The sequence below is a fragment of the Bordetella tumulicola genome (assembly GCF_054779135.1).
Map to the genome: position 1 here is coordinate 25,739 of NZ_BAAGYU010000009.1, position 15,558 is coordinate 41,296.

Here is a 15,558-nt window from a genome sequence, read left to right on the forward strand (position 1 = left end):
CGTCGTTGAATTCTTCAATATTAGAAAGGTGACTTGATGGCTGAAGCGAGCCTGGGACAAATGATTGGACCTGCGGTCGTCCTGATGGGAGCGGCTGTGGTTGCGGTGCCATTGTTTCGGCGGCTCGGCCTCGGGTCGGTTCTGGGCTATTTTGCCGCCGGCGTGCTGGTGGGCCCATCGGTGCTTGGGTTATTCACCGACGCCCAGTCCATCCTGCATTTCTCGGAAATTGGCGTGGTGATGTTCCTGTTCGTGATCGGATTGGAACTGCGACCGCACAAGCTGTGGGCGATGCGCGGTCAGATCTTCGGACTGGGCCTTGCTCAAGTTGCCGCCGCGATCACGGCTCTTGCGTTGACAGCCATGGTGATCTTCGGCCTTTCTGCGCCGGTGGCTTTCATCGCCGGGGCGGGCTTCGTCCTTTCCTCGACCGCCGTCATCATGTCGGTGCTGCAGGATCGGGGCGAGATTTCGAGTACGGAGGGTCAGAAATCGGTTGCGATCCTTCTGTTCGAGGACCTGATGATCGTGCCGCTTCTGGCGGTGGTCGCCTTCCTGTCCCCACTGTCGCACGGACAGGCAGGATGGACCGATATTCTTCTGGCATTCGCCGCGCTGCTGGCGCTGTTGGTGGTGTCGCGCTGGTGCCTGAATCCGTTCTTCGCCCTGCTGGCACAAACGCGGGCGCGCGAAGTGTTGACGGCAGGCGCGTTACTGGTGGTGCTTGGCGCGGCGCTGCTGATGGACGTCGCCGGCCTCTCGATGGCGATGGGTGCGTTCCTCGCCGGGGTGATGCTGTCGAGCTCAAGCTACAGGCATCAGATCGAGAGTGACATCGAGCCGTTTCGTGGGCTGCTCATGGGGCTGTTCTTTTTGGCCGTCGGCATGTCGCTCGATTTTTCCGTTGTCGCGGCCGAATGGCAGCTTCTGCTGTCCTTGTTGGTTGCGTTCACAGTCGTGAAGGGTGCCGTGGTCTATGTGGTCGCGCGCCTGTTCGGCGGCTCCAACCACCAGGCGTTGCACCGGACGTCCATGTTCTTGCAGGGAGGGGAATTCGCCTTTGTGCTTTATGCCGCGGCGACGTCGGGCGGCGTGATCGATGCACGGGAAAATGCGCTTTTCGCCACCGTTGTGATTTTGTCGATGGCGCTGACTCCTTTGCTCATGATCGTGGCCGACCGCCTGCTGCGTACCGAAGCATCGATGGACGGCGTCGATGTCGCTTGCGATCTGAAGGGGCGAATACTTGTCATCGGCTTTGGCCGCTTCGGTCAGATTGCTTCCCAGATTTTGCTATCCAAAGGGGTCGAACTGATCGTCATCGATAAAGAGCCCGACCGCATCCGCGATGCGGGGCGATACGGATTCAAGGTTTTTTTCGGCGATGGCACTCGACTCGACACCTTGCGCCACTCCGGTGCGAGTGAGGCCGATGCCATCATGGTCTGCATAGATGCCCCTAAGGCCGCGTTGCAGATTGTGGAGCTGGCGCAGCACGAATTTCCACAGGCGAAGCTTCTGGTGCGAAGCTATGACCGTGGACATTCGATGGAACTGATCCGCGCGGGTGTCGAATATGAGATTCGAGAGACGGTTGAATCCGCCTATTTAATGGGAGCGCAGGGTCTGCGAGCGTTGGGTTTTGCCGAACTGGATATTGAGGAGGCGGCCGAGGGCATTCGTCAGCGGGATGCCCAGCGGCTATCCGAGCAAGTACAAGGGGACCTCATGTCGGGTCGAGATCAACTGCATTTGCAACCCGTTCCAGAGCCGCTCACCCGACCGTCAGGATCGAAATAACCGAATGACAGTCGAAAAAAAAAGCCTCGCATGCATGCGAGGCTTTTTAATTGACGCAAAACCAGCGGAATTACTTCAGCTTGGTTTCTTTGTAGTCGACATGCTTGCGAGCGACGGGATCAAATTTCTTGATCAGCATCTTCTCGGGCATGTTGCGCTTGTTTTTGGTAGTGGTGTAAAAGTGGCCCGTGCCGGCAGTGGACTCGAGCTTGATCTTTTCGCGGATACCTTTGGCCATTTCGTGCTCCTAGATTGTGATGGGGCCTGATTAGGCCTGTTCGCCGCGGGCGCGCATGTCGGCCAGAACAGCGTCGATGCCGTTCTTGTCGATGATGCGGATGGCCTTGGTGGAAACGCGCAGGCGAACCCAGCGGTTTTCGCTCTCAACCCAGAACCGGCGCGTTTGCAGGTTGGGGAGGAAGCGACGCTTGGTCTTGTTGTTAGCGTGCGAAACGTTGTTGCCCGTCATCGGGCCTTTGCCAGTTACTTGGCATACGCGTGCCATGATTTTTACCTCTAAGTATTTCTGGCCGCGTATGGCGAAGCTGGGGAAGGAAAGTCAGGTATGGGCTTGCGCCCGTGCTTATTACCCGCTACCTGCCGCCCGCTGTACCTATACACGGGGTGCTGGTCGAAAGTGGTAGCAACAAAGCATAGTTGGCTACTCACGGGAAAACTTCATACTAAGCTCGCTATTCTAATACAGAAATGCCAGAAAAATCAATAGCCTGTTCCGCCAGGCCCGTGGGCTGTCCGCCACACTACGGCGCGCAGGGCAGGGCGCGGCGCCAAAGGCTGGCCCTTTCCAGTGATTTTCGGATAGAGTTACTGCGTCTTTCATGTCGGGGAGAAACTGTGAATCCGTTGCTGTCTGTTGTGGAACGCAAGTTGCAGTCATTGCCAGTCGCCGTACAGCTAGAGATGCCTGATGGCGCCATCGTGGGCCCTACCGACCCCAAGGTCCGGTTTGTGGCACGCGACAAGGGGGCACTGGCGCACTTGGCCGAAGGTGCCGTCGGTGTGCTGGGCCAAGACTACGTCGAGGGTCGCATCGATATTCAGGGCAATATGCGGGATGTGATGGCGGCCTCCGCGGCGCTGTTGCCAGGCTCACCGGTCGACGCCGCGCGCGGCGGCTGGCTGACCGAATTGGTACGCAAGGTCGTGTCCGTCTGGCGCCATTCCGTCGAGCGCGATGCCAAACAAATCGAATTTCATTACGACCTGTCCGATGATTTTTATGCACTGTGGCTCGATCCGCGCCGCGTCTATTCTTGCGCATATTTTCGTACGCCGGACATGAATCTGGCGCAGGCCCAAGAAGCCAAGCTGGATCACATTTGCCGCAAATTGCGCCTGCAGGCCGGCGAGCGGTTCCTGGATGTGGGCGCCGGCTGGGGCGGACTGTTGCTGTGGGCTGCCGAAAATTACGGCGTCGATGCGACCGGGATTACTTTGTCGCGCAACCAGCATGCCTATGTCAACAAACTGATCCAGGAAAAAGGACTTTCGGGCCGGGTGCGCATGGAGTTGCTCGACTACCGCAAACTCGACGAGTCCACGCCGTTCGACAAGCTGGGGTCCGTGGGGATGTTTGAGCACGTGGGCCGGGCGCAATTGCCCGACTATTTCGCCAAGCTGCGCAGGCTGGTCAAGCCGGGCGGGCTGATCATGAACCATGGTATTACCGCGGCCGGCCTCTATAACGCCGAACTCAGTAGCGGCATGGGCGAATTCATCGAAAAATACATATTTCCGGGCGGTGAGTTGACGCACATCAGCAGTGTGATGGGCGCTCTGACCCAGGGCGGCCTCGAAGCCGTGGACGTGGAAAACTTGCGCCCGCACTACGCCCGCACACTATGGGCATGGAGTGATGCGCTGGAGGCTCGATTGCCCGAGGCCAGCCGAGTGCTGCAGGGCGAAGAGGGGGCCCGCTCGCTGCGTGCCTACCGTCTGTATCTGGCGGGTTGCGCGATGGCGTTCGAGCACGGCTGGATTGCGCTGCATCAGATCCTGGCGACGGGCCTGTCCGACGGACGCTCTGACGAGTTGGATAACCCGTCTGACTTGGCTTATCCGTGGCGGCGTACGTATATGTACACCGACGCTTGATGTGTGAGCGACTGCCAGCCTGCCATCGTCGGGCATCAATACGCATGACCTGGCTTGGCGGACTGGCGTTTACCCGTATAAACGAGACTATTAGAAACAATAATTATCTAAATGGTTCTTTATGATGTTGCACTGCCGCACCACGTAAACAGGGGCTTTCCACTCGATCTCTTAGTAATGACCCTAGCTGTTTTTGGGCTTTGTGCATCTAATTGTTTCGGCTCAGTTCTTGGTGTGCGAGACAAAATCGGCTAAGATGCCGTCTTCTTCATTTAGTTGTATTCAAAATTCTGTCAGCTCGACACCCCTTTAATAGAGGTGCTCGGGTTTACTGTCTGACAAGGCCGTCGCCACCTTCGGCGCTTGGTCCTGCTGCTAGTGTCGGTTTGTATTGGCGGTTCTGCCCGTCTTCCGCACAACCCCCTTAGCTCCACGGCATTAAGCAACTCGACGAGTTTGCATATGTCCCTGAACCTATGGAGGCAAAATCCAATGCATTTAAATCCTGTCAAAACCCTGGCCGCCGCAGCGGTATTTTTTGCGTTCGCCGGGTCCGTCCAAGCCGCGGATGCCAAGTGCGAGCTTGATCGCACAGTCAAATTCGGTGGTATGAACTGGGAATCTAATCTGGTCCTGGTCGATGTCGAGCGCTTCATCATGGAAAAGGGTTATGGTTGCAAGACCGAAACCCTGCCCACGGAGACTTTGCCGGCACTGGCCGCGCTAGAACGTGGTGATCTGGATATCAATAGCGAAATCTGGCTCAACAGTGTGGCTGATCCTTGGGACAAAGCCGAGAAGACCGGCAAGGTCAAGCGCATTGGCGATGTCTACATGGGCGGCGAGGCCTGGTTCATCCCCCGCTACACCGCCGAGCGTTTGCCCGAACTCAAGTCCGCCGCAGACCTGCCTAAGTTCAAGGACGAGTTCAAAGACCCGGAAGAGCCCTCGAAAGGCCGTTTCTATGGCTGCCCGGCCGGTTGGGGCTGCGAAGTAACCAGCACCAATCTTTTCCATGCCCTGAAGCTCGACGATACCTATACGCTGTATTCCCCGGGAACGGGCGCGGCCCAAAAAGCAGCACTGACGTCCGCCTACAAACGTAAGCAGGACGTGGTGTTTTATTACTGGTATCCCACGCCGTTGGTGGGGGCGCTGGATCTGGTCAAGCTGGAGTTGCCGCCCTATGACGCCGAAACCCATAAGTGCCTGACCTCGACGACATGCAAGGATCCGAAGCCAAGCGCCTATCCTGATAATCCCGTATTTACTGCGGTCAGCACCGAGTTTTCCAAAGAAGCCCCTCAACTGACCGAGTTCCTGTCCAAGGTGTCGATACCTCTGCCCGAGGTTGATAAGACCCTGGCCCACATGGAAGAGTCCGGCGACGACTCGGCAGCCGTTGCCGAGTGGTTCTTGAAAAACAAGGCTGATATCTGGACCAAGTGGGTGCCTGCCGAGGTCGCGACGCGCGTCCAGGGTGCGCTGTAAATCAGCGATAACGTCGCCTCACGTGGGCGCAGATCGCTTGCGTGACGAGGGTCATGCGGCTGACGGTAGATTGTCGGCCGCATCCCCTGCGGCATGCCCGTAAGGAGTTCTTGATGTTTCCAGAAATCATTCCGCCACGTGCTGTGCGTGGCGCGATCGACGCATTTGTCGATCAACTAGTTACCCGCTATGCCGACACGCTGGAGGCTATGTCGCAGCCGTTCCTGAGCGTATTGGTCTGGCTGGAGCACCTGCTGCGCAGCACCCCCTGGTGGGTCGTCGTGCTGGTCACGATCGCGATCGCATGGGGCGTGAGCCGTCGCATTGGCTTGAGCCTGGCGATGGGCGCGCTGTTGTGCGTCATTGGCGTGCTGGGTTTGTGGGACGCGGGCATGCAGACGCTGGCCCTGATGATCATGGCAGCCGGCCTGTCCGTCATGATTGGTATTCCACTCGGGATACTGATGGCGCGCGTCAACTGGCTGCGCTCCATCATGCTGCCACTGCTGGACATCATGCAGACGATGCCCAGTTTCGTGTATTTGATTCCGGTTGTGATGTTGTTCGGACTGGGCAAAATCCCTGCGATCATCGCGACGGTGATTTATGCCGTGCCGCCGCTGATTCGTCTGACGGATCTGGGTATTCGCCTGGTCGATCGTGAGGTCCTCGAAGCTTCGCGCGCCTTTGGGGCGAACGCCCGCCAGCAATTGTTTGGCGTGCAACTGCCGCTGGCGTTGCCGAACATCATGGCGGGTGTCAATCAGACGACCATGATGGCGCTCTCGATGGTGGTCATCGCCTCGATGATCGGTGCACGTGGCCTGGGTTACGAAGTGCTGTTAGGCATCAATCGCCTGGAAGTCGGTCGTGGTCTGCTGGCAGGTCTGGGGATTGTGGTGCTGGCGGTGCTGTTTGACCGCATCACGCAATCGTATGGACACCGCGTTCGTCAGGGAGCCCATCGATGAGCAAGATCGAAGTCAAAAATATTTTCAAGATCTTCGGCCCGCACTCGGCCAAGTGGCTGCCTGCCGCCCGAGATGGTATTTCCAAGGAAGATCTGTTGGCCAAAAGCGGCCACACGCTGGGGCTGCGCGACATCAGCCTGTCGATTGAGGAGGGCTCCATCTACGTCATCATGGGCCTGTCGGGCTCGGGCAAGTCGACATTGATCCGCCATTTCAATCGCTTGATCGAACCGAGCGCGGGCCAGATCCTGGTCGACGGTGTCGATGTGGTCAGCCTCGGCAAGCGCGAGCTGGAAGTCTTTCGCCAAAAGACCATGAGCATGGTGTTTCAGCGCTTTGGCTTGTTTCCGCACCGCACGGTGCTGGACAACGCGGCGTATGGCTTGACCGTGCAAGGGGTTCCCAAGGCCGAGCGCGAAAAGCGTGCCCTGCACTGGCTGGACCAAGTGGGTCTTAATGGTTTCGAGAAACAGTATCCGCATCAACTCTCCGGTGGGATGCAGCAACGTGTGGGTCTCGCGCGGGCACTGGCCACCGATGCCGAGATCCTGCTGATGGATGAGGCGTTTTCGGCCCTGGATCCGCTAATTCGCCGCGAAATGCAAGATAACCTGCTGCAGTTGCAGGCCAAGCTGAACAAGACCATCGTGTTTATCACGCACGATCTGGACGAGGCGCTGCGCCTGGGTAACCGTATCGCGATCCTGAAGGACGGTGAGCTCGTGCAGGAAGGTACGCCGGAAGACATCTTGCTGAATCCAGCCAATGATTATGTGCAGGCCTTCTTGCAGGATGTGAACCGTACCAAGGTGCTCAACGCGGCACACGCGGTCAACCCGCCGCGACTGACACTGACCATGCGTTCGCGTCCCACCCATGCGCTGGACCGCATGCAGGCGCTGAGCTTTGAATATGCCCCGGTGCTTGACGGCAAGCGTTTAGCTGGCGTGCTGACCGCCACTGATGCGCAGCGCGCCGTCGAGGCGGGGGCCCGCGATGTGTCGGCGTATGTCGAGGATTTGGCGTCGGTGCCGGCAACGGCAGGATTGGATGAAGTGCTTGCCCGCCTGGTGCACAGCGATCAACCGGTGGCCGTGACGGGCGACGATGACGAGTTTATCGGGATGCTGTCGCGCAAAAAAGTCGTGGATTTGGTGACGCCCACGTTGCAAGAGGGAACAGACGGCGTGGAGCCGTCTACGGCTTCGACGCAAGCGGTATCCTCCACCGACGACTCTGCGGTCGGCAAGAAGGAATCCGAAACGACGGCCTGACTCGGCAAGGTTGCGTGATCCGGCTAGTTTGCTTGAGGACTGCTGGTGATGGCGGGGTTTTGCGGATGTGCGCTGAGCTCGCCGATGCTGGCGGGCCCGGTTCCGGTCGGTACGACCATACCTTGCCAGGCGCTTGGCGTCTGGCAAGACCTCCTGTCAGTCGGGCCGTCCCGCCAGCAACCGGGTGGCGGTGTACGTCATGACGGTTTGTTCACGCTGATTATGCACATCGACGGATGAGTGGACGACGGCGCGATTGTGCTGTGACGTCGGGCGGATGCCGGTCACCTCTACGGTGGCCCAGATGGTGTCTCCCGCGACGACGGGCGCCAGCATTTTTTTGTGTACCTCTAGCAGTGCCAGGCCCGTGCCTTGCACCATGCCCTGCATGAGCAGCCCTTCGATCAACCCATATGTCAGTGCGCCGGGGGCGGGGCGGCCGCGTATGGCACCGTGCTCGAAGGTGGCATCGATAAAAATCGTTTCCAGCATGCCGGTCGCGCTGATGAAATTGATGATGTCCGTCTCGGTAATTGTGCGACGGAACGTGCGAAAACGTTGGCCGACCTGCAGGTCTTGCCAGTAGTAGCCTTGGCCAAGCAGGGTAAGGGGCTGGTTGTTCGTCATGAGGATTCCTTGGGTAAAGGGGGCGATGGGTTGGGAGGGGAGCTCTGGTGCGCACCGCCCTGAGCCAGGAGCTGTTCGATCTGATCGGCCGATAGCCCCGCCTGTTGCAGAACTTCGCGCGTATGTTCACCTAGTCGAGGCGGCATGGCAGGTGCGACGTCCGAGCGCTGCAGGCGGACAGGATTGCGTGTAAAGCGGTAACGATGTCCCGCGGCACTAGTCAGGGGTACGAAAAAGTCCACGCTGCGCAGGTGTGGATCGCGTTCGAGGTCCTCTAACTGATTGACGGGTGCTGCCGGGATCTCCAGCCGCTGGCACAAGGCCAGCCAGTGCGCCGTGTCATGGTGCGCGACGATACTGCCGACTTGCGCGTACAGGTCTTCGATATGTTGGGTACGTGCCGTAATGTCGGCAAAACGCGCATCCGTCGCCAGCTCCGGTTGGCCCGTCTCGTTGAAAAAACGCTGCCAATGGGCATCGGTGTACGGCATCATGCACAAATAGCCATCGGTAGTCTGATAGGGGCGTCGCCATGGCGCCAGGACACGCGGATACCCGGCAGTGCCTGGTGTGTCCTCCAGGTGACGGCCGTAGAAATGCTCGACCAGCAAATACGACGCCATGGATTCGAACATGGGGACTTCCAGTTGTTGTCCCTGTCCGGTGCGTTCGCGTTGAAATAGGGCGGCCAGAATGGCGTGGGCGGCGACTTGGCCGCAGGTCTTGTCGGCAGCGATCGTGGGCAGGTAGCGCGGTTCTCCGCCTTGTCGTTGGGTAATGTCGGCGATACCGGCCAGTCCTTGCACGATATCGTCATAAGCCGGCTGACCCGCATAGGCACCGCCTTCTCCAAAGCCATACAGGCCGGCGTAAATCAGGCGTGGATTGCGGGCACACAAGGTTTGCGGATCCAGCCCCAGTTTCGCCATTTTGGCCGGACGCATGCTGTGCATGAGGACATCGGCGCTGTCTACGAGTTTCAGCAACGCATCGCGTGCGTCGGCTTGTTTCAGGTTCAGGACGATACTGCGCTTGTTACGGTTGATGCCCAGGAATATCGCTGCCAGATCGGGCTCTTGCCTAGGCCCCGTGCGGCGAGTCGAGTCGCCCTCGGGCGACTCGATCTTGATGATATCGGCGCCGTAATCGGCCAGTATCAATGAGGCGTAGGGGCCAAAGACCACCGTGGTCAGGTCAAGTACGCGTACGCCCGCCAGGGCGCTGTGTTCGGGATTGATAGGTGCTGTCATGGGCAAATGCTAACGATCAGAGACATACACGTCTAATATGGCGTTGGTATAGCGTGATATGGAATTTGTTATGGCTATGGACCTGCGGCAATTACGTCAGTTTGTCACTATCGCGGAGCTGGGCAGCTATCGACGGGCCGCCGAGGTATTGCATATTGCTCAGCCGGCACTGTCGGTATCGATACAGAAACTGGAGCACGGTGTGGGCGTACAGTTGCTGGAGCGGGGCGCCAAAGGCGTCTCGCTGACCCCTGCGGGCGCGGCATTGATGGCGGACGCCCGTCGTGCCTTGTTCCACGCCGAACAGGCGCGGCAGTCTGCCCGGCGCGTGGCCTTGGGCGAACTGGGCCGATTGCGTCTGGGATTCGTTGGCTCGGCAACGTATATGTTGTTGCCACGCTGCCTGCCCGAGTTTCGGCGCTGTTACCCCGATGTCGAACTGGCGTTGCGCGAAGACAGCACCCTACGTCTGGCGGAAATGCTGCGCGCCAATGAAATCGATGCGGGATTGGTGCGTGGCCCATTGTCCGAGGACTTTTCATTGTCGGCGTGGGTGGTCGAGCGTGACAGTCTGATTCTTGCGGTACCGGCTGAGCATCCATTGGCGCATGGTCCTGTGCATTTACAGGCCGTGCAGTCGGAACCGTTCGTGATGTACGCGCCCGATCATGTCCCTGGTTTGTACGGGATTACTCACGAGTTGTGCCGCAAAGCGGGTTTTTCTCCGCGTATCAGTCAGGAGGCTATCCAGGTCCAGACGCTCGTCAGCCTGGTCGCTAGTGGTTTAGGGGTGGCGTTGGTCCCTGGCGTGACGCGTGCATATTCCCACCCGCATGTAGCTTTTGTGGACTTGTTGGATGCCGAGGCGCATGACGTGCTGGCGTTGTCACTGGTCGCGCATCGTGATACCTCGTGCGCGCCCGTATTGATGCTGCGCGACACGATGCTGTCGGTAAGAAAATAGATTGGGCGGCAATCGCGTTGTTAATAAAGCGCGTTTTGTGTCGCAATGCGTGGGCGGGCCGTCGCGCCCGCCACCGTGTGATGATCTTAGCGTCCCGCTGCCAACGCGGTGATGCCGTTGGCCACACCCATGTCCGTCTTGGGAATGTCGGTGATGATCACGCGGACATCTTGCTCCGAAATGTCGATGCTTTTGTGGATGGCCTGGCTCAGGGCGGCGATCAGCGCGGCTTTCTTTTCGGGGGTGCGGCCTTCGATGAGGCGCGCCAGTACCAATGCCATGGGTTTGGCGAGTTCGCCCGCGACGATGACGTGATCGGAGGCGACTTCTTCCAGCACCACGCGCACGGAGGGCAGCGGCGCCGCAATACTGTCGACCACAGCTTGTGAGCTGTTTTTCAACAAGTTGGTTTTCTGGGCGGCGCTGTGGCCTTGCATGATCTGGATGTTCAGTATGGGCATGGTCGTTCCTGAGGAGTCACGCGAGCTTGGGCTCAGTAGAGTGTAGGGTGTTTGGCATCATAGCAATCTCGTTGCCATAGCAGTCTTTAGACGCGGTAGCGTGCAACGATTTCTGGGTCGGGATCGCAACCGAGACCGGGACTTTGCGGGATGTCGACTTCGCCATCGGGGCCGGGTAAACCGACATCGCCGAATAACCCGGCTTCGAGTTGCACACCGAATATTTCGATACCGCCGATGTGTGAATACACCGCGGCCATTTGCAGTGTCGCCAGCAGGCCGGGACCAAAATACGGAGAGTGAGGGGCCACAGCCCGGCCGTGCCGGCGCGCCAATTCGGCTACCGCACGAAACTCAGTAATGCCGCCGACTTTGGTGATGCTGGGCTGAAAGTAATCTAGCGCACCAGATTCAGCCAACGGCTGAAACGCCCAGGCATTGCCGACGTTCTCCCCGGCGGCCAGCGGGATGTTGGCCTCTCGTTGCAAGCGTGCCAGGCCCGCGACGTCTTCGGGAGGCCAGACGGGCTCCTCCAGCCATTTAAGTGCATAAGGCTCGAGTCGATGCGCCATGCGCAGTGCCTCATCCGCGGGCCAGGCGCAGTTCACATCCAGCATCAGTTCGACATCATCTCCCAACGCCTGACGGGCTGCGGCGACCGCGGGTATCGTGACTTCGTGCAGCTTCACGCGTTGAAAGCCACGTTCCAGCGCGCGCTCGCAGGCCGTGGCAATGATGTCGGCTTCGTGCAAGCGCATCAGGCTGGTATAGGCTGTTACCGAACGGCGCGACCCTGCGCCCAGTAGTTGGCAGACCGGCATACCCGCGCGTTTGCCAGCCAAGTCCCACAGGGCGATATCCAGCCCGGATAGTGCATAGATGACCGGCCCATTGCGGCCAAATATGTGCAGGGGCCGCTTCAGGTCCTCCATCAGCTGAACGATGTCGTTGGCGTCACGGCCGATGGCGAGCGGGCTCACGATCTTGTCCAGGGCCGCCACGGTCGCTGGAATGGCGTTGTAGCCGAATGCCTCACCCCAGCCGATCAGGCCATCGTCGGTGCTGACCTTGACGAGGAGATAGTTCAGCTTCGACCACACGGTCCCGCCAAAACCGGTAAGCGGCCCGTCGTGCCGGTACGGGATGGAGACGACGATGGGCTCGATCGCGGTGATCTTCATGATGTGGCTCCGGTGGCGGCAAACGGGGGCGGGGTGGCGTGACCACCCAGATAGATGCGCTGAATCAGTTCGCCCGCCTGCACCTGGGTGGGTGTGCCCTCGCCGCCGATGTGGCCGGTCTCGACCAGGTAGCAATAATCGGCAAAACGCAGCGCTTCTTTCACGAGTTGCTCGACCAGTAATACGGCCATGCCGGTGCGTGTCAGATCCTTGGCGACGGTGAGGATGCGATCCACCACCATCGGGGCGAGTCCGCCGGAGGGCTCGTCCAGGATAAGCAGCGCGGGTTCCGCGATGACACCTTGGGCAACGGCCAGCATCTGTTGTTGTCCGCCACTCAAGCGAGAGGCGGGCTGTAGGCGTTTTTCCGCCAGCTCTGGAAACAGCTCGTAGATACGAGGCAGGCGGCTACGGTCACCATGCCGATGGGTCGCATAAGTGCCCAGCAGCAAATTGTCTTCGACCGTGAGTCCGGTAAAGACACGGTGCCCTTCCAGCACGACGTTGATGCCAGCCCGTACCGTGGTGCGCGCATCGGCTGAGGAAATGTCCTGGCCGCGAAACGTAACGCGGCCAGCCTGCTTGGGAATCAAGCCCGCCACGGCATGCAGCATGGACGTCTTGCCCGCGCCATTGCGGCCCAGCATGACGACAAACTCGCCTTGATGCACACGCAGATCGACGCCGTGCACGACTTGTGCTTTGCCGTAGGCGACTTGTAGGCCCGAGACGTCCAGCAGGATCGGCGCCGATTCATGGGTGCGTTGATCGTTCTGCATGATTAGGCTCCCAGGTAGACGCGTATGACTTCGGCGTTGTGACGCACCTCTTGCGGCGTGCCGTGCGCGATCATGCGTCCCAGATTGAGCGTGGTCACGCGATCGCATAAACGAAACACAAAATCGGTGTGGTGCTCAACGATCAGCACGCCCAGTCCGGCCTGGCGCAGGACGGTAATGATCTGGGCCAATTGCTCGATCTCGTGTTCAGTCAGTCCGCCGGCGGGTTCATCCAGCAAAATGAAGCGGGGTCGCATGGCAAGGCAGCGCGCGATTTCCAGAAAGCGTTGTTCGGCGTGATCCAGCAGGTTCGCAGGTCGTTCGGCGACGCGTTCCAGCCCGACACCGCACAGCATCTCGTAGGCCAGGTCGCGCGCCTCGCGCTCGCGCCGGCGCATGGCGGGCAGCGACAGCACGGTGCGCAGAAAGCCCGCGTTACTTTGCTTCCAGCTTCCCAACATCACGTTTTGCCAAGCGCTCAGGCTGCCCAGCAGACGTGGTTTTTGAAAGGTACGGGCAATGCCTTGCAGGGCGCGACGTTGTACCGACGCCTGAGTGATCGGCGCATCGTCCAGCGTCAGTGCGCCGCTATCGGTGGGGTAATACCCGGAAAGCAGATTAAGCAGCGTGGTTTTTCCGCTGCCATTAGGGCCGATGAGCCCGTGGATCTCGCCCTCGGCAAGCGTAAGGCTGACATCGTCCACGGCGGTAATACTGCCGAATCGTTTGGTGACGGTGCTGGCGCAAAGTTGACTCATGAGGGGCGGCCTCCGCGAATAGCGCTCAGCAGGCGCGGTAGATCGGGAGAAACCACGTGCTTTTCGGGTTTGCGCGGTGCAAGCTTGTTGCGTATCACGCGCACAATACTGCCGATGCCTTCCGGTACCAATAGGACGACAAGCAACAGCAGGATGCCATAGAACAATTGTCCCCAGCGCGCTAACGGGGCAACCAGCTCGGGCAGCGCGGCCAGTACCAGCGTCCCGACAAACGGCCCCATGATGACGCCGCGTCCGCCAATCACAATGCAAACGAAGAAGAACAGACTGAGCTCGAAAACAAAGGTCTCTGGTGTGATGTAGCTTTGTAATGAGGCAAAGAGCGCGCCCGCAATACCCGCCGTGACCCCGCTGAACGTATAGATGGCCAGTTTGATGCGAAAGATCGGTACCCCGACCGCAGCTGCCGTCACGGTGCTGTCGCGCAGCGCGATCATGGCGCGTCCCCATGAAAAGCGGGCCAAATTCCATACCAGCCAACTGACGACACCAGCGATGGCGGCGACCAGCCAATATAGGCCGGCAGGGCTATCGAACGGCGCATCAAAAGAGGCCACGCTGATACCAGCGCCGCCGCCCGTCAGATCGTCCAGGGCCAACGAGAACTCCGTGACCATCAGGGCAAAGGCCATGGTTGCCATCGCGAAGTAAAACCCGGGCAGGCGCAGCGATGGCAGCCCCAGCAGAAAGCCGCATGCGCCGCAAAGCACGGCCGACATGCCCATTGCGGCCCAGGGGCTGACCGCATAATTTCCTGTCAGGATGGCGAAGGTATAGGCGCCGATCGCCAGCAGGCCGACATGCCCGATAGAAAGCAGGCCGGTATATCCCACGACCAGATTCAGGCTGGCAATCAGGATCCAATAAGTGCCGATCAGCGTAGCCACATGCAGGTGGTAGCCATTGCTGGTCAACAACGGTAGTGCTGCGAGCAGGAGCACGCCGATGAATAGCGGCCAATGGATTTTTTGTGTGGTTTTCATACTTGCCGCACCTGCTTATTGCCGAACAAGCCTTCGGGTTTGATTAAGAGAAAGAGCATCAACAACCCCACTGCGATGGTCTGTTGATACTCGCCGCCAAAGAAGTAGGTGGCAAAGGTGCTGAGCAGCCCCAACGTAATTCCCCCCACGATCGCCCCGACATTGCTGCCCAGGCCACCCGCGGCCAACGCGATAAACCCATAGAGTGTCAGCGTGAGTCCGAGGGCAAAGTAGGCAAAGGTCAATTGGCCCGCGGCAAATCCGACCACGCCACCCAGCAATCCGGAGAGTGCGTAAGAAAAGGCGCGCACTCTTTCGGTGGAAATGCCGCGTGCGCGCGCGGCATAAGCATCCTCGGCGACAGCCAGGAATACTTTTCCGAATAGGGTGCGCCGGTAGAAGAGATCCAGCCCCAGGGCCAGCAATACCACGCAGCCGATCGGCAGCCAATATTTTTGATCCCAGATGCCGGCGGTGTAGTCCTGCGGGATCAGGCGCGGAAAGGCGCGCGGTTCCGTTCCCCACCATAGCCCGATCGCTTGCTGGACGATCGTCGCCAACGCCAGCGTGCTGAGCAGCCATAGGTGTTCATCTGAACGGGCCAGAATGCGCCGGATGGCCACCGCTTCGGTGACCAGGCCAAACACGATGGCCGCCGCCACTGAGCCCGCCAGACCGACCACGGTGGGCAAGCCCAGGTCGCCGATCAGCCAGGCGCCTACGACGCTGCTCACCATGAAAATGTGGCCGGTCGTGATGCTCAGCACCTTGGAGGTGGAATACATCACGTTATAGGCTAGCGCGGCGGCGGCATAGAGCGCGCCGATCGCCAAGCCTGTCACAAGGACAGTCAGCATGGAAAACTCCTCGATGTATTGGGGAT

16 protein-coding genes are annotated in these 15,558 nt (G+C 59.4%); 6 read left to right on the plus strand and 10 right to left on the minus strand.

Features of this window, described 5'->3' with window-relative positions; genetic code table 11:
• Nucleotides 1-36: 36 nt before the first annotated feature.
• Nucleotides 37-1,800, plus strand: coding sequence for a monovalent cation:proton antiporter-2 (CPA2) family protein (locus ACYVDM_RS16500; RefSeq protein ID WP_415787139.1), 1,764 nt, complete (start codon nt 37-39; stop codon nt 1,798-1,800).
• A gap of 70 nt (nt 1,801-1,870) precedes the next feature.
• Here ACYVDM_RS16500 and rpmG read toward each other — a convergent pair whose 3' ends face one another.
• Nucleotides 1,871-2,038, minus strand: a complete 168-nt coding sequence (gene rpmG, locus ACYVDM_RS16505; RefSeq protein WP_003810296.1) for a 50S ribosomal protein L33 — start codon at nt 2,036-2,038, stop codon at nt 1,871-1,873.
• A gap of 30 nt (nt 2,039-2,068) precedes the next feature.
• Nucleotides 2,069-2,305 carry a 50S ribosomal protein L28 gene (rpmB, locus tag ACYVDM_RS16510; protein WP_415787142.1) on the minus strand — a complete coding sequence of 79 codons (237 nt, stop codon included), beginning with the start codon at nt 2,303-2,305 and terminating at the stop codon, nt 2,069-2,071.
• A 350-nt stretch (nt 2,306-2,655) separates the two neighbouring features.
• On the opposite strand from rpmB, the gene ACYVDM_RS16515 reads away from it, so the two are divergent.
• The 4 genes from ACYVDM_RS16515 to ACYVDM_RS16530 all read left to right on the plus strand — a co-directional run bounded on the left by ACYVDM_RS16515 (nt 2,656) and on the right by ACYVDM_RS16530 (nt 7,651).
• Nucleotides 2,656-3,915: a class I SAM-dependent methyltransferase gene (locus tag ACYVDM_RS16515; protein WP_415787144.1), complete on the plus strand. Its 1,260-nt coding sequence runs from the start codon at nt 2,656-2,658 to the stop codon at nt 3,913-3,915.
• A 492-nt stretch (nt 3,916-4,407) separates the two neighbouring features.
• On the plus strand, nt 4,408-5,406 hold the full coding sequence (locus tag ACYVDM_RS16520; protein ID WP_415787146.1) for an ABC transporter substrate-binding protein: 999 nt from the start codon (nt 4,408-4,410) through the stop codon (nt 5,404-5,406).
• A 113-nt stretch (nt 5,407-5,519) separates the two neighbouring features.
• Entirely contained in the window at nt 5,520-6,377 is an 858-nt protein-coding gene (locus ACYVDM_RS16525; protein ID WP_415787148.1) for an ABC transporter permease, read from the plus strand.
• Entirely contained in the window at nt 6,374-7,651 is a 1,278-nt protein-coding gene (locus tag ACYVDM_RS16530; protein WP_415787150.1) for a quaternary amine ABC transporter ATP-binding protein, read from the plus strand. Before ACYVDM_RS16525 ends, ACYVDM_RS16530 begins: the two co-directional genes overlap by 4 nt.
• Before the next feature lie 156 nt (nt 7,652-7,807).
• On the opposite strand, the gene ACYVDM_RS16535 is transcribed toward ACYVDM_RS16530, so the two are convergent.
• On the minus strand, nt 7,808-8,278 hold the full coding sequence (locus tag ACYVDM_RS16535; protein ID WP_415787152.1) for a MaoC family dehydratase: 471 nt from the start codon (nt 8,276-8,278) through the stop codon (nt 7,808-7,810).
• Entirely contained in the window at nt 8,275-9,528 is a 1,254-nt protein-coding gene (locus tag ACYVDM_RS16540) for a CaiB/BaiF CoA transferase family protein (protein ID WP_415787154.1), read from the minus strand. The genes ACYVDM_RS16535 and ACYVDM_RS16540 overlap by 4 nt, the downstream gene beginning before the upstream one ends.
• 70 nt (nt 9,529-9,598) lie before the next feature.
• On the opposite strand from ACYVDM_RS16540, the gene ACYVDM_RS16545 reads away from it, so the two are divergent.
• Complete coding sequence (locus ACYVDM_RS16545) at nt 9,599-10,492, plus strand: LysR family transcriptional regulator (RefSeq protein ID WP_415787156.1); 894 nt, start codon at nt 9,599-9,601, stop codon at nt 10,490-10,492.
• Between the two features lie 86 nt (nt 10,493-10,578).
• On the opposite strand, the gene ACYVDM_RS16550 is transcribed toward ACYVDM_RS16545, so the two are convergent.
• The 6 genes from ACYVDM_RS16550 to ACYVDM_RS16575 all read right to left on the minus strand — a co-directional run bounded on the left by ACYVDM_RS16550 (nt 10,579) and on the right by ACYVDM_RS16575 (nt 15,532).
• Nucleotides 10,579-10,953, minus strand: coding sequence for a tautomerase family protein (locus ACYVDM_RS16550; RefSeq protein WP_415787158.1), 375 nt, complete (start codon nt 10,951-10,953; stop codon nt 10,579-10,581).
• Nucleotides 10,954-11,039: 86 nt separating this feature from the next.
• Nucleotides 11,040-12,134 carry a mandelate racemase/muconate lactonizing enzyme family protein gene (locus ACYVDM_RS16555; protein WP_415787160.1) on the minus strand — a complete coding sequence of 365 codons (1,095 nt, stop codon included), beginning with the start codon at nt 12,132-12,134 and terminating at the stop codon, nt 11,040-11,042.
• Entirely contained in the window at nt 12,131-12,913 is a 783-nt protein-coding gene (locus tag ACYVDM_RS16560) for an ABC transporter ATP-binding protein (protein ID WP_415787162.1), read from the minus strand. Before ACYVDM_RS16560 ends, ACYVDM_RS16555 begins: the two co-directional genes overlap by 4 nt.
• Before the next feature lie 2 nt (nt 12,914-12,915).
• Nucleotides 12,916-13,671: an ABC transporter ATP-binding protein gene (locus ACYVDM_RS16565; RefSeq protein ID WP_415787164.1), complete on the minus strand. Its 756-nt coding sequence runs from the start codon at nt 13,669-13,671 to the stop codon at nt 12,916-12,918.
• Nucleotides 13,668-14,675 (minus strand): branched-chain amino acid ABC transporter permease, encoded by a 1,008-nt coding sequence (locus ACYVDM_RS16570; protein WP_415787166.1) that lies wholly within the window; start codon nt 14,673-14,675, stop codon nt 13,668-13,670. Before ACYVDM_RS16570 ends, ACYVDM_RS16565 begins: the two co-directional genes overlap by 4 nt.
• Nucleotides 14,672-15,532 (minus strand): branched-chain amino acid ABC transporter permease, encoded by an 861-nt coding sequence (locus ACYVDM_RS16575; protein ID WP_415787168.1) that lies wholly within the window; start codon nt 15,530-15,532, stop codon nt 14,672-14,674. Before ACYVDM_RS16575 ends, ACYVDM_RS16570 begins: the two co-directional genes overlap by 4 nt.
• Nucleotides 15,533-15,558 lie beyond the last annotated feature (26 nt).

What these genes read in the sequence shown, in the direction of transcription:
- ACYVDM_RS16500 (WP_415787139.1), top strand. Translation starts at nt 37, where the DNA reads ATGGCTGAAGCGAGCCTGGGACAAATGATTGGACCTGCGGTCGTCCTG.
- rpmG (WP_003810296.1), bottom strand. Translation starts at nt 2,038, where the DNA reads ATGGCCAAAGGTATCCGCGAAAAGATCAAGCTCGAGTCCACTGCCGGC.
- rpmB (WP_415787142.1), bottom strand. Translation starts at nt 2,305, where the DNA reads ATGGCACGCGTATGCCAAGTAACTGGCAAAGGCCCGATGACGGGCAAC.
- ACYVDM_RS16520 (WP_415787146.1), top strand. Translation starts at nt 4,408, where the DNA reads ATGCATTTAAATCCTGTCAAAACCCTGGCCGCCGCAGCGGTATTTTTT.
- ACYVDM_RS16525 (WP_415787148.1), top strand. Translation starts at nt 5,520, where the DNA reads ATGTTTCCAGAAATCATTCCGCCACGTGCTGTGCGTGGCGCGATCGAC.
- ACYVDM_RS16530 (WP_415787150.1), top strand. Translation starts at nt 6,374, where the DNA reads ATGAGCAAGATCGAAGTCAAAAATATTTTCAAGATCTTCGGCCCGCAC.
- ACYVDM_RS16535 (WP_415787152.1), bottom strand. Translation starts at nt 8,278, where the DNA reads ATGACGAACAACCAGCCCCTTACCCTGCTTGGCCAAGGCTACTACTGG.
- ACYVDM_RS16540 (WP_415787154.1), bottom strand. Translation starts at nt 9,528, where the DNA reads ATGACAGCACCTATCAATCCCGAACACAGCGCCCTGGCGGGCGTACGC.
- ACYVDM_RS16545 (WP_415787156.1), top strand. Translation starts at nt 9,599, where the DNA reads ATGGCTATGGACCTGCGGCAATTACGTCAGTTTGTCACTATCGCGGAG.
- ACYVDM_RS16550 (WP_415787158.1), bottom strand. Translation starts at nt 10,953, where the DNA reads ATGCCCATACTGAACATCCAGATCATGCAAGGCCACAGCGCCGCCCAG.
- ACYVDM_RS16555 (WP_415787160.1), bottom strand. Translation starts at nt 12,134, where the DNA reads ATGAAGATCACCGCGATCGAGCCCATCGTCGTCTCCATCCCGTACCGG.
- ACYVDM_RS16560 (WP_415787162.1), bottom strand. Translation starts at nt 12,913, where the DNA reads ATGCAGAACGATCAACGCACCCATGAATCGGCGCCGATCCTGCTGGAC.
- ACYVDM_RS16565 (WP_415787164.1), bottom strand. Translation starts at nt 13,671, where the DNA reads ATGAGTCAACTTTGCGCCAGCACCGTCACCAAACGATTCGGCAGTATT.
- ACYVDM_RS16570 (WP_415787166.1), bottom strand. Translation starts at nt 14,675, where the DNA reads ATGAAAACCACACAAAAAATCCATTGGCCGCTATTCATCGGCGTGCTC.
- ACYVDM_RS16575 (WP_415787168.1), bottom strand. Translation starts at nt 15,532, where the DNA reads ATGCTGACTGTCCTTGTGACAGGCTTGGCGATCGGCGCGCTCTATGCC.